At 52.7% G+C, this 12,965-nt stretch carries 12 protein-coding genes; 8 read left to right on the forward strand and 4 right to left on the reverse strand.

Annotation, left to right across the window (positions count from 1 at the left end; all coding sequences use genetic code 11):
- Positions 1-37: 37 nt before the first annotated feature.
- Both ACYSTU_RS06990 and ACYSTU_RS06995 read left to right on the forward strand, forming a co-directional pair.
- A complete protein-coding gene (locus ACYSTU_RS06990; protein ID WP_099586120.1) occupies positions 38-2,395 on the forward strand; it encodes a heavy metal translocating P-type ATPase in 2,358 nt (785 codons plus the stop codon).
- Positions 2,396-2,506: 111 nt separating this feature from the next.
- Positions 2,507-2,707 (forward strand): heavy-metal-associated domain-containing protein, encoded by a 201-nt coding sequence (locus ACYSTU_RS06995; protein ID WP_083293928.1) that lies wholly within the window; start codon positions 2,507-2,509, stop codon positions 2,705-2,707.
- A 110-nt stretch (positions 2,708-2,817) separates the two neighbouring features.
- Here the strand turns inward: ACYSTU_RS06995 and flgB are convergent, their stop codons facing one another.
- Positions 2,818-3,231: a flagellar basal body rod protein FlgB gene (gene flgB, locus ACYSTU_RS07000; protein WP_034115527.1), complete on the reverse strand. Its 414-nt coding sequence runs from the start codon at positions 3,229-3,231 to the stop codon at positions 2,818-2,820.
- A gap of 380 nt (positions 3,232-3,611) precedes the next feature.
- Here flgB and ACYSTU_RS07005 point away from each other — a divergent pair, with 380 nt between their 5' ends.
- The 6 genes from ACYSTU_RS07005 to ACYSTU_RS07030 all read left to right on the forward strand — a co-directional run bounded on the left by ACYSTU_RS07005 (position 3,612) and on the right by ACYSTU_RS07030 (position 8,449).
- Positions 3,612-3,818 (forward strand): co-regulatory protein PtrA N-terminal domain-containing protein, encoded by a 207-nt coding sequence (locus tag ACYSTU_RS07005; RefSeq protein WP_070411944.1) that lies wholly within the window; start codon positions 3,612-3,614, stop codon positions 3,816-3,818.
- A gap of 177 nt (positions 3,819-3,995) precedes the next feature.
- Complete coding sequence (locus tag ACYSTU_RS07010; protein ID WP_498997039.1) at positions 3,996-5,972, forward strand: copper resistance system multicopper oxidase; 1,977 nt, start codon at positions 3,996-3,998, stop codon at positions 5,970-5,972.
- Positions 5,973-5,984: 12 nt separating this feature from the next.
- Positions 5,985-6,233, forward strand: a complete 249-nt coding sequence (locus ACYSTU_RS07015; RefSeq protein WP_139146094.1) for a hypothetical protein — start codon at positions 5,985-5,987, stop codon at positions 6,231-6,233.
- The gene (locus ACYSTU_RS07020; RefSeq protein WP_169836537.1) at positions 6,205-7,179 is read left to right on the forward strand and encodes a copper resistance protein B; all 975 of its coding nucleotides are present in this window, start codon (positions 6,205-6,207) and stop codon (positions 7,177-7,179) included. Before ACYSTU_RS07015 ends, ACYSTU_RS07020 begins: the two co-directional genes overlap by 29 nt.
- 9 nt (positions 7,180-7,188) lie before the next feature.
- Positions 7,189-7,992, forward strand: a complete 804-nt coding sequence (locus tag ACYSTU_RS07025; RefSeq protein WP_070411947.1) for a c-type cytochrome — start codon at positions 7,189-7,191, stop codon at positions 7,990-7,992.
- Entirely contained in the window at positions 7,982-8,449 is a 468-nt protein-coding gene (locus ACYSTU_RS07030; protein WP_070411948.1) for a DUF411 domain-containing protein, read from the forward strand. Before ACYSTU_RS07025 ends, ACYSTU_RS07030 begins: the two co-directional genes overlap by 11 nt.
- Positions 8,450-8,754: 305 nt before the next feature.
- On the opposite strand, the gene ACYSTU_RS07035 is transcribed toward ACYSTU_RS07030, so the two are convergent.
- From ACYSTU_RS07035 to ACYSTU_RS07045, 3 genes are all read right to left on the reverse strand, one after another.
- The gene (locus tag ACYSTU_RS07035; RefSeq protein WP_039593249.1) at positions 8,755-9,087 is read right to left on the reverse strand and encodes a DUF2790 domain-containing protein; all 333 of its coding nucleotides are present in this window, start codon (positions 9,085-9,087) and stop codon (positions 8,755-8,757) included.
- A 187-nt stretch (positions 9,088-9,274) separates the two neighbouring features.
- Positions 9,275-10,906, reverse strand: coding sequence for a TniQ family protein (locus ACYSTU_RS07040; RefSeq protein ID WP_256587903.1), 1,632 nt, complete (start codon positions 10,904-10,906; stop codon positions 9,275-9,277).
- 382 nt (positions 10,907-11,288) lie between these two features.
- Positions 11,289-12,956 (reverse strand): TnsD family Tn7-like transposition protein, encoded by a 1,668-nt coding sequence (locus tag ACYSTU_RS07045; protein WP_169836536.1) that lies wholly within the window; start codon positions 12,954-12,956, stop codon positions 11,289-11,291.
- Between the last annotated feature and the right edge of the window lie 9 nt (positions 12,957-12,965).

A 12,965-nucleotide genomic window follows, 5' to 3' on the forward strand; every position in this document is an offset into this window, starting at 1 on the left:
TGCTCATTTCTAGTAGCACCTTACAAGGGGAATAGACATGCCTACCACATCTGGCCATCACGACCATAATCACACCCATGCTGCTTCCCGGGATGATGCTGATCTACATGACCCGGTGTGTGGAATGGCAGTCACTTCGTCGAGTAAATTTGCTGAGACTTACCAGGGACAGACGTATCGGTTCTGTAGCCTGAAATGCCAGGAGAAGTTTCGAGCGGACCCTGAGCGCTACAGTGGCCACGTGGTGCGCGACGAGTCAGGCAGCACAACGCCCGAGTCTGCGGTACAAACGGGCGCTGAATTTACGTGCCCGATGCATCCTGAAATACGGCAGACCGGACCCGGTAACTGTCCTAAATGTGGCATGGCACTAGAGCCTGTCATGCCGGCGCTTGATGAAGAAGAAAATCCTGAACTCCGGGATTTCAATCGCCGCTTCTGGTGGTCGCTGCCCTTAACCGTGGTCGTAACCGTGCTCGCGATGGCGGGTCACTCGTTACAACTTCTTCATGGTTCGACTCAAAACTGGATTGAGTTCGCTCTGGCGACACCCGTGACCTTGTGGGCAGGATGGCCTTTTTTTGTAAGGGGACTGGCCTCGGTTAAAAATCGCAGTCCCAACATGTGGACTCTGATTGGGTTGGGCACCGCCGCAGCTTATCTGTACAGCGTCATAGCAACGCTCTTCCCCGAAAGTTTTCCCGCCAATTTCATACAAGATGGACGTATCGGCGTTTACTTCGAAGCGGCAGCGGTCATCATCTCGCTCACGTTGCTTGGCCAGATCCTTGAGCTCAAAGCCCGATCACAAACTTCCGCCGCCATTAAGTCTCTTCTCGGCCTTTCGCCCAAAACTGCACGTCGGATCAATGCCAATGGCCAGGAGGAAGACATTCCTCTCACCCATGTGCACCTGGGAGACCACTTACGGGTGAGACCAGGTGAAAAGGTGCCAGTTGATGGTTCGGTACTTGAGGGTGAAAGTGCGGTGGATGAGTCGATGCTCACTGGCGAGCCAGTCCCGGTAATGAAGAAAGCTGGAGATAGCCTGATCGGCGCCACGCTTAATACGCATGGAAGCCTGGTAATGGAGGCGCAGAAGGTCGGTGCCGAAACCATGTTGTCTCAGATCGTACAGATGGTCGCGAGAGCTCAGCGTTCCAAGGCGCCGATGCAACGAATGGCCGACTCGATTGCCGGCTACTTCGTGATGGGTGTTATCACGATTGCGATAATGACATTTATCGGTTGGGGGCTTTTCGGTCCTGAGCCCAGTTGGGTGTTTGGTCTAATCAACGCTGTCGCCGTGCTGATCATCGCTTGTCCCTGTGCGTTGGGACTTGCTACGCCTATGTCGATCATGGTGTCGACAGGTAAGGCAGCCAGCATGGGTGTTTTGTTCAGAGATGCCAGTGCAATTGAAAGCCTTTGCAGAATCGACACGCTGATTGTTGACAAGACAGGCACCCTGACAGAGGGACGGCCCGTGTTTCACAGCGTGGAAGCCACTCCCACCTTCAATCCCGACGACGTCCTTCACTTGGCTGCCAGCCTTGATCAAGGTAGCGAGCATCCTTTAGCACATGCGATCGTCGATCACGCCCGAGCCGAGAACATCAAGCTCACCAAGCCCGAATCCTTTGAGTCTGATTCGGGTATCGGGGTCAGTGGCGTTGTCGATGGCAAAAAGCTCCAGCTGGGGAACACAGCGTTGATGGAAGCCGCAGGCGTGAGCACCAACTCCCTACAAGAGCGCGCTGAGGTGTTGCGACTTGACGGCATTAGTATTATCTACCTCGCAGTCGACGGCGCATTGGCAGGACTGTTGGCCGTATCAGATCCGATCAAGCCAACCTCAAAAGAGGCCGTCACCAAGCTTAAGGCTCACAACGTGAAAATCATCATGGCTACTGGGGACGGGCTTACTACCGCTCGGGCTGTCGCCAGGGAAATGGGGATTGAAGAGGTCCACGGTGAAGTCAAACCCCATGACAAGGAGCGCCTGGTGGCAGATCTACAGCAACACGGGCGAAAAGTGGCCATGGCGGGTGACGGGATCAACGATGCTCCGGCCCTAGCGCGAGCAAATGTCGGGATAGCCATGGGAACGGGGACTGACGTGGCGATGAATAGCGCGCAACTCACGCTGGTAAAAGGTGACCTGATGGGGATCTTACGAGCACGAGCTCTTTCAGTCGCCACAGTTAAAAACATGCGCCAGAATTTGGGCTTCGCTTTTCTCTACAACTCAATGGGTATACCTCTTGCCGCTGGTTTGCTCTATCCATTGACGGGGCACCTCCTGTCGCCAATGATCGCTGCTATAGCCATGAGCGTCAGTTCTGCATCTGTAGTATTCAATGCATTGAGGTTGAGGAATAGTCGAATTGACTGAGCGTCGATGACGCTCACGACCTTGATCAGATAATCGTTGACCTTGCCATGGTGTCAACGTCGATGCTGTCGCTGCGGGGAAAAGACACCGCTCAGCACGAGGGTAATTTACATGGTCGTCTTAGATGTATCAGGCATTGGTTGCGGCAGCTGCGTCGGCAAAATCACCAGAGCGATCCAGGCACTGGACGGCAACTCTACGGTCTCAGTCGATCGATCAACCGGTAAGGTGAGTGTTGAAAGTAGCGAAAACGCGGAACAGCTTCGTAAAGCTGTGGAGGCGGTTGGCTTTCCTTCCAAGATCAGCCATTGAACGGAGACTCCTGCTCCTGAGTAGAGCGCCGTCTGGAGGAGAATACCTCTGAATCTAGGAGTACTTAAGCTGCTGTGTCGGTCAAAATGGGCTCGCATGCGCCTGCGCTGCTAGTCACCGCGCAGAGCTTTGAGCAAACCCTTGAATGCTCCATTCAACCGAGTAAAAGCCGCGTTGAAACGTATTGCGTTTTCTGTGTATTTGGCGACCTCGACCTGCTGATCGACAGTATTTTGGTCCAAGGCAGGCTGAGCCGGCGTGCTGTAAAGCAAGTCGCGCCCGTATATAGCCACCGCCGATTCTTTCTTAAGAAAATGCTTTGCGTTTGTTGTTTTCAAAGAAAACGCAGTGGTAGCAGGTTCTTTGGTTTGGCTGGCGAGCACAGTAGAAAAATCCAAGTCTTGGGCTTTGAAGTTCGGAGTGTCAGCGTTCGCGATATTGTTACTCAAGATCTCAGCTCTTTGGCCACGATAAACTAATGCTCTTTCTGCGGAGCCTAATGCTTTCTCAAAATTAATACTCACAATTAATCACCCTCGGTGGCATTACTATCTTCTTTGATCATTGAACACTCAGCTGTTGCAGCAGCGCATTCAAGTCTCCTATTAATTTTAATGGAGAGACCTAGAACATCGCCTCCGTGAGAATTAATGGAACCCAAAGCAATGATTACACTTCAATCTTATATTCAATAAAAGTCGCGCAATGCGAAAAGATGGAGACCATACGTATTAAATAGCGTGTACTTCAAGAAAAATATCCCAAACTGACACAACTGTAATATTGGCCTAAGCTTCCTGACAGGGGGTGTCTCTTATAGTCCAACTGAGTCTTTTGCTCACCCCCAAAGAGTCCAATCCATGTGATTCAGAGGGGATATTTTCACACATCTGAGGTAGCCCATATGAACACCATCAAAACCTTGTTCGTCGCCGCAGCGCTGACTGTTTCCACTCTGGCCATGGCTGAAGGCGGTGGTGACCGGACTTTCGCACGTATGGAAGTGGCCAGGACGAATTCGATGGAATCGTACCAGGTAGCTCAAACGCAGAGCGCTCAACCGCCTGTCGCTGAAAGCAAAGCCAAAGCGATGGACCATAAAAACTGCTGAACGATCAGGCACGCGGCCAAGCTGACAGAAATGTAATCACGAAGGTGGTTTAGATGTGGCAATTTCTGAGCTCGCTTGCAATGAAAAATTCGTCTTTTTTTCGGTAAGCGAAGCTCATCTTGCCAACTCACGGGTTGATTTGAACGGCTCCCTTTTGACTGATTGGAAATAAACGGCATGCATTCCAAAACCTCTAGACGGACATTCGTTAAAGGCCTGGCCGCCGGCGGCATCCTTGGCGGCCTTGGTCTGTGGCGCACTCCTGTATGGGCAGTGACCAGTCCAGGTCTGCCGAGCGTCCTCACCGGCAACGAATTTGATCTGTTTATTGGTGAAACGCCGGTAAACATCACTGGCTCGCCGCGCACAGCCATGACCATCAATGGCTCGTTGCCGGGGCCTTTGCTGCGTTGGCGCGAAGGAGAGACGGTCACTCTGCGCGTGAAAAACCGTCTGGAGCAAGACACCTCCATTCACTGGCACGGCATCATTTTGCCTGCCAACATGGATGGGGTACCGGGTTTGAGTTTCCACGGCATCGCGCCGGACGGCATGTACGAGTACAAGTTCAACGTGCATCAAAACGGCACGTACTGGTACCACAGCCACTCCGGGTTACAAGAGCAGGCAGGCGTTTACGGGCCAATCGTAATCGATTCGAAAGAGCCTGAGCCGTTTCAATACGATCGCGACTATGTGGTGATGCTGACTGATTGGACCGATGAGGATCCTGGTCGCGTCATGGCCAAACTCAAGAAACAATCGGACTACTACAACCACCACAAACGTACCGTGGGCGACTTCATCGACGACGTCAGCAAGCAAGGTTGGTCTGCTGCCGTCGCCGACCGGAAAATGTGGGCCGAAATGAAAATGAACCCCACTGATCTGGCAGACGTCAGCGGGGATACCTACACCTACCTCATGAATGGCCAAGCGCCGAACGGCAACTGGACCAGTATTTTTAAGCCTGGCGAGAAGCTGCGCCTGCGCTTTATCAATGGCTCAGCGATGAGCTATTTCGATGTTCGCATTCCTGGTTTGAAAATGACCGTGGTGGCGGCCGACGGCCAATATGTCCAACCAGTCAGTGTCGATGAATTCCGAATCGCCGTGGCAGAAACCTATGATGTGATTGTTGAGCCTGCCACCGAGGAGGCTTACACAATCTTCGCCCAGTCCATGGATAGAACCGGCTATGCGCGGGGGACCTTGGCAGTTCGTGAAGGACTGAAAGCACCGGTACCGGCGATCGATCCACGTCCGCTCTTGACCATGGATGACATGGGCATGGGCGGTATGGCTGGCATGGACCATGGCAGCATGGCTGGCATGGGCGGCGGCGATATGAAACCGGGTGACATGTCAGGTATGGCTGGCATGGATCACAGCAAGATGCAGGGAATGGACCAAGGTGACATGACCGGAATGACCGGCATGGGCAGCGGTGACATGACCAACATGGCCGGTATGGACCATAGCAAGATGGCAGGTATGGACAAAGGTGACATGTCCAACATGGCCGGCATGGACCACAGCAAGATGGCGGGGATGGACAAAGGCGACATGTCCAACATGGCCGGCATGGATCACAGCCAGATGGCAGGGATGGGCGGCATGGGAGGCGAGATGCAATCTCACCCAGCGTCCGAAACCAACAACCCGTTGGTTGACATGCAGGCCATGAACCCAACGCCAAAACTGAACGATCCAGGTATCGGTTTGCGGAACAACGGTCGACGGGTGCTCACTTACTCAGATCTGAAGAGTACTTTCCAGGACCCTGATGGCCGCGAGCCCAATCGCACCATTGAGCTGCATCTGACCGGTCACATGGAAAAGTTTTCCTGGTCCTTCAACGGCATCAAATTTTCTGATGCTGAGCCCCTTCGTCTCAAGTACGGGGAGCGTCTTCGCATCACCTTGGTAAACGACACCATGATGACGCACCCCATCCACCTTCATGGAATGTGGAGCGACCTTGAAGATGAAAACGGCAAGTTCATGGTACGTAAGCACACAATCGACATGCCACCGGGTACCAAGCGCAGCTATCGAGTCACCGCCGATGCTTTAGGTCGCTGGGCCTATCACTGCCACCTGCTTTTCCATATGGAAATGGGCATGTTCCGTGAAGTACGGGTTGATGAGTAAAGGAGACGATCTGTGAGCACACACCTAAATCGTAAATCGCTGGTCGGTTGCCTCTTTGCCTTTGGCCTCATGGGTGGGTTCTCCTGCGTAGCATTGGCAGTCGAAGAAAGTGGTGATCCTTCACCTGCTACTTCTGCGGATGCGCCGAACAAGACTGCGACCAAGTCAAACGAGGCAACGCCGAATCACGCGACGATGCCTCATACCAAGATGCGCCATGAGTCGATGGATCATGACCAAGAAAACAAGAAGGCGGATTGAGATCATGACCAGGAATTTTTTACGCCCAACGTTGATGGTATTGGCAGTTTCTACGAGTCCTGTCTTCTTTGCCGTGGCTCACGCCGCTGAAAAGATGGATCACTCCAAGATGAACCATGGCTCCATGGGAGCGATGGACCATAGCAACATGGGGGCTATGGACCACAGCAAGATGAAAATGGACGACGGTCAAATGACCGGCATGGAAAGTATGGATGAAGGAACGACGACAACCAGTCGAACCCCTGTCCCCGTACTTACCGATGCTGACCGTGCAGCCGCCTTTCCAGATGTCGCTGGTCATGGTGTCCACGACAAAACAATCAACTCTTTCATGCTGCTGGATAAGTTTGAATACCAGGATGCTGACAACGGTAGTGCGTTGGCTTGGGATGCAAAAGGATGGATCGGCGGTGACATTAATCGACTGTGGTTGCGCTCGGAAGGCGAACGTACCAATGGCGTGACGGAAAGCGCTGAATTATCCGCGCTCTGGGGGCACTCCATCGGACCGTGGTGGGACGTCGTCACCGGTGTACGACAGGATTTCAAACCAGGGTCTCCTCAAACCTGGGCCGCACTCGGCATTCAGGGCATGGCCCTCTACAACTTCGAGGCCGAAGCAACAGCCTACATCGGTGAGAACGGTCAATCGGCTGCTCGGCTGGAAGGCGATTACGACATTCTGCTGACGAATCGATTGATTTTGCAGCCGACGGCCGAGGTCAATTTTTATGGGAAGAATGACCCTCAGCGCGGCATCGGGTCCGGATTAGCCAACACCGAAGTGGGGCTCCGATTGCGTTATGAGATTGTCCGGCAATTTGCCCCTTATATCGGGGTGAGTTGGAGCCGTTCTTATGGTAATACGGCAGACTTTGCACGTGAGGAAGGTGAAGATGCCAGCGAGGCACGCTTTGTCGCCGGTATTCGGATGTGGTTCTGAGAACCAAGTATGAAAATAACGCTGAAGGCACTGATAGCTGCTGGTCTGGCCACCGTAGCAGCGGCTGCCGGCGCGGTGTATTTCGGCGTGATCAATGTCGGGGCGGATGACCCGCACTCCGCCCCCGTCTACGCAATACTTTCTATTGCTCGGGATCGCTCGATCGAAGTGCGCTCGCGCAACATTCAGGTCCCCGACCTGAGCCAAGAAGCCCTCATCCGTGAAGGTGCTGGCAACTACAACTCGATGTGTGTCGGTTGCCATTTGGCTCCGGGGCTTGCAGGCACCGAACTGAGTAACAGCCTTTACCCCGCACCTCCGAACCTTTCGAAACTGGGCGTCGATGGGCACCCAGCCGCAGCTTTTTGGATCATCAAGCACGGCATCAAATCCACCGGCATGCCCGCGTGGGGCAAAAGCATGGCCGATCCCTACATATGGGGGATGGTCGCATTTCTCCAGCAACTTCCGTCACTGGATGCAGAGCAATACAAGGCTCTGATCACGAGTAGCGGTGGCCATCAACACGGTGGTGGCGAAAGCGTGATGCACAACCATGAGGGTCAGCATGGAACGACCCAGGGGCAAAGTGGCGCAGGTGCTGCCAACCAAAGGGCGGAAGTCCGCGCTCATGATGACGAGAAAAACACGGCACATGCCCATGGCCCCTCCGCAGCGCCGTCTGCAAATGAGCCTGCTGACCACGCCGATCATAAGGTTAGGGAAGCTTCAGATGATGCGGCCCCGACTCCAACCGTACAGCCCAAACCACATACACATACTGATGGGAAGGAACATACCCATGCGAAATAAATCTCTTCGTCGCAGACGGGCACTTCGTCTCGCTGCTCTCGTGGCTCTGTTCATCAGTTCAGCCAGTCACGCAGCAGAGCCATTGACGATCGATGTACATCGCGACGCTAATTGCGGGTGCTGCAAGAAATGGATCCAGCACCTTGAAGCTAGCGGCTTTACCGTCGTTGATCACGTGGAAACCAACATGAGCGCGATCAAGCGCGGTCTCGGGATTTCTCCTGAGCTCTCGTCTTGTCACACAGCAACCATCAACGGAAAGTTTGTTGAAGGTCACGTGCCCGCCGAGCAAATCATTGCGATGAGCAAACGTGATGACCTGCTCGGGATTGCCGTTCCAGGCATGCCGGCCGGCTCCCCAGGAATGGAAGTGGACGGGAAACATGACGCGTATAAGGTAATCGGCTTGTCAAAGGCAGGCACAGACCACGTCGTTGCTGAATACCCCGAAAATTGATCTTCTAATCTTGCTCCTGCATGGTGAGGGTCATGGCCGTGCAGAGGAAATAGCTCATTTCGAACGTAAAAAAGGCGCCACTAGGGCGCCTAAACCACCTCCCAAACCAAAGGAAAAACAAGGAGGCGGGATGTATCAGGTGGTCGAGCAATTGTTTACTGTACGTTAGAAACACTTCAACTGACGGACATGATTTCATAAAATGGATAACTTCAGCCTTTCCTGAAAATTACTTCTACGTCAGCGAGCAGTAAGCTAGTTTCGGAAAAAGGAGAATTATGCAGTTCTTAAATAATTTTCATTGTCTAGCTTCCATGGGGGCAGTTGTCGGCCATGACCTTATATTCCACGGTGTTAAGCTTGCCCGTAGAGTCTTCATAGGTCATGCGCGAAGGAGCAACCCCACAGGTTTTATTGGCTTGCGTGACACTGACGACCTTCTGGATATCGAGGTTCATACCATATTCATAATGAACAACTTCAGGAGGAGTCTTGCCGTTCCTTGAGGCATATTGTTCCATTGCTTGTTGGTTCTCTTGCATCATTCGACCATACACGCGGTCACCGCCTCCTTCCGCCATGGCTAATGAAGATAAGGTCAAAATCGAAGCGGCGCAAAACGCTTTCACTGCTGTCATTGCTGTCATGATTTTCTCCTAAAGCTCAATTTACTGAGTTAAAGAGTAACAAGTGAAAGCTTTCAGAAAGCTGCCGCGAAGGTTACTAATGTGAAAGGTGGACGCTACCCCGCATTTACGCTTTCAAGCCAGATGGGATTTTTGTTAACACCAAAGGTTGGCAGACGCTGACGGAACAAAGATGCCCTCAAAAGCTTATTTGAACCGGTGGTCCCTCCCAATTCCTCGATACGCCGGTAGACCTGAGCAGGGCCTCCGCGTCGACCCCGGTTCTTGCCAGGCTTTCCAGATCCCACTCAAAGAAACTGGAGAAAACCAGGAAAACCTTGCTTGATACCGCTGAGGTCAATCTTACCGTCGAGTAATTCACGGGGAGCTTCATCCTGATGAGTTCAGAGACAGTCCACACCAAAGTTCTTAGACGGAAATGCCATACTGACTCCTGATGAATCTTGATCTGTTGATAAGTAAGAGGGAACCTCTGCTTGCGTAGATACAGCTCATGAGGTAATGAACCTGGGAGCAGCGATTGCAAATTCCGAATGTTCACTCTCTTCGGATCTTTCGTAACTTTATACAGCTCATCTACGCCCGCTTCGATAAGGGCTGCATAGGCGTCGTCTCTTGAATCGACGGACTTTTCGACCTTAACTGTAGCTTTTTTAGGGGCATGGAGTTTTGCCATTAACCATGCGTTATCATTTTCTAGAATCCATTGCGTAGGTTTGTACGCCTTCTTCCAGAGGTACTCGATATTGGCATCGGTACGCAGCGCTAAAAGCAACTCGATTTTTTGGCGATATCTAGTTTTTTGGCTAAGACGCGATTCTTCGACTTTGGGCGCTCGCGGAGAAACAGCGGCACTCAGCAGGATTGACTCATTCTTCAGAGCCTCTTCAAAGCCATCTGCACTGGAAAACAAATGTAGAGCAATGATCAAATGCCGCGCGAGCGGCATATTTAGCTGACCTTTATCTGATTTGAGCCGGATCCATTGCTCATGCTTTCCGTTGTTGTAGGCTGGATCAATCTGCGCCAAAAGTTCATCGCCGTAAGCGCTTTGGATGCTGTCGAATAGTTTCGCAATACCCGCATTTTTTCCGAAAATGAATCCGCGCTTCTTGCATTGGCGGACGTAGCACGAACTCAATACCGTACTGCCTATCGGAGGAATATTGCGTTGCAAGATATCGTGTGCGAACAGAGCGACTTTCTGTTCCATCTTTGAACCCTTGTGTATTGCTGCGCTGTTTAACGGGCTCCAGCCGCATGCGCATGGCTCAGTCAGATTGGGAAGCAGCTTCAATTTACGGTAGAACGGGCGAGAGCACTCGGGGCAGGCATGGATCAATGCGTCGCCATGACGCCAACAGACGGCAACACCGGGTATCTGGTGAGATCGATGCCAGTAGGCAGAACCCCGCTCAATCAAATCTTCCTGAACGCAGGTAGGACAAAGCTTAGCCTTGCCATGGGTGGACTCTTCTCTGCGGGGCACCCGTACCACCCCGTCATAACCCAGCGGTCCTTCGTTGTTCTCCGGCCCCTGCTTAACCCCAAGAAACGGCCGGTAAGCAGGAAAAGTAGTATTGCTACTGATCAGCTCTGCGAGATTGCTCTCCGATTGCCCCGGCAGCCTGTGTGCGAGCCTCTCGATCTGCTTGGGTACGATGCCACCAATGCAAAAGGGTTTCGATGCGAACAAATCGCGGTAGGTTTCTGTCGCGGTTCTATTGCCTGACAGATAGTGATAGCGGGTGACACGAGAGTGCAGCATTTCATCCGGCATCGACACGGGAAAAAATAATAGATCAGACATCATTTACCAATTAAAGGTAGGGGTCGAAGAGAACGTGCATCCGGGGGCAGTATATATGCAACCCGTAAAATTCTGTATCCGGTCTGGATTTGGAAATGACACAGCCGCTCAATTTTGAATCGTAGTAAATTCATCTAAACCCCGCCGCGCCCGTACTCCTTGAAATACAGAACACGTATCGATAACCCGTGTAGGTCAGCCAATGGCGATTGCAAAACTATTTCGGGTGATCGCGGGTTAGTACGTTTTAGATGATGATTGTGATGATCCAGCGTATGCCGACGCTATTCTCGTGGGTGCAAATTTTCATTAACAGAAAAACAATGTGTTCACGGTGAATTGATTTAGAACTTTTTTTAGATGGAGAGAATGCCCGGCTGGATTACAGCGGGGGCCGAATGCTCGCGACTCTGTAGAGCGAAGAACGTGATATAGGCATGCCCTCCGAGAACAATTGGCGTCTAGCCCATTGCAGACGCCTATCGTGAAAGCCTTCGATTGGTTCACATACTTTTTCGAGCATTGCTGCACAGAGAGGAAGCTTGCAGAGCTGCTTTTCGAAGCGAGAAAGAACATGAAGCTCCCGACCAATCCTGGTACGCGAAATGCGGACAGGCTTACCCGCGAGAGCATAAAGCGTGTCGGCACACTGACGGACTTCGCCGGACAGTCTCGCATCGAGGGCAGCGAACATTTCGGCGCTATTCAGACGGGGCGTACGATGGGGGCTTGGGTTTGCAGTTGACTCCGAAAGCCACTGTCTGTCGTGACGATACAGCCACGCATACCCCCTGCATGCATGTGCTTTGTACAATCGATAATCAGCCTCGAAAGCCGCGCGTCTTGCGCATAGCTCAATGTGAAATCGCGCCTCCCTCCAAGCATCTTGCCCGCCGGGTACATTTCGGATGTGACGATAGACATATGCTGATGAAACGCCTAGAACGGCAGCGATCTTTTTGGCATCAGCTCCTTCAAGAGCATGTTCCCACACAGCGGCTGACGAACAGTCCAGGCCTTCACCAGGCATCACCGGAGAAAGGCGCGCGTGAAGCCGAATGTGAGCTTTCGGATCACATGCCACCGCCTGTTTCACAGGGCATTGACCATGCAGCAAGCTCACCATTTCAACGCCCAGAGCACCGGCCAATAAGATGTATTTGAGCGGATGGTGAGAGCTTATAGGCGTACGAAGCAGCTTCGTGACCCATGAGGCGGGTGTACCTGCACGAACATCTCCGAGTATAGAAAATTCCCATTCTCGCGGGAGTGCGGCAAAAAAATCGGCCATGTGCTGCGCCAGCAAGTGCAGGTGCAAGCGATGGTTATCAGAAGCAAGGTTGAGCTGCGTTGCCCTGTGTAAAAGCGTGAAGCGCACCGCCTCCGCCGACAAAGCAGTGACTTCAGACTCGAGGACCTGAAGTGAGCGCAACGCGATTTCGTGAAGCGGTGGCATGCACCGCAACGGGGTGTCGAGAAGTACTGTGTGTGCTTGCACATTCTCATCACTGGGCAGATTGAGTTGTCGAGAGCTGCGGCTGGACCAGCGAGGATCAAGGATCCTGAGTGACGTACCGTGATGCGGACATACCAGCACGCCTGGAAGCATGTGGACCCTGTGCCAGTAAGCGACTCCCCGTTGAGCCTGATCTTGGGCGATACATTCTGGACATAACCGCACTCGGGAGGCGAATCCAATACGGCTCGCGTTGACGCCCAGCTTTAACATCAAGCCTTTACCACCAGCGGTCATCAGCGTCCGAGCGTGTTCAACCTGGCTCCCCCTCAAAAACGGCGCGTAATAGGGTAGTAATGTGTGGCGCATCAGGACGTCGGCTACCGATAGCTCGGTACCGCTGGGTAGCGCGTCGACAAAATCCCCTAAGTGACTCGGGAATGCCACATTCTGCGAAAAAGCTGCCGCCGATTTCAGTCCGGCAAATGCTGCTTGGCAATTACGAACACCGCAAAGACGGGCATAACGAGAAATCACGCTGTGCAGCGTCTCGTCGGGAAACGCGGCGGGGAAGAAATGGAGTTTAAGCTGCACTTCACCCCC

The sequence above is a fragment of the Pseudomonas glycinis genome, assembly GCF_054871425.1.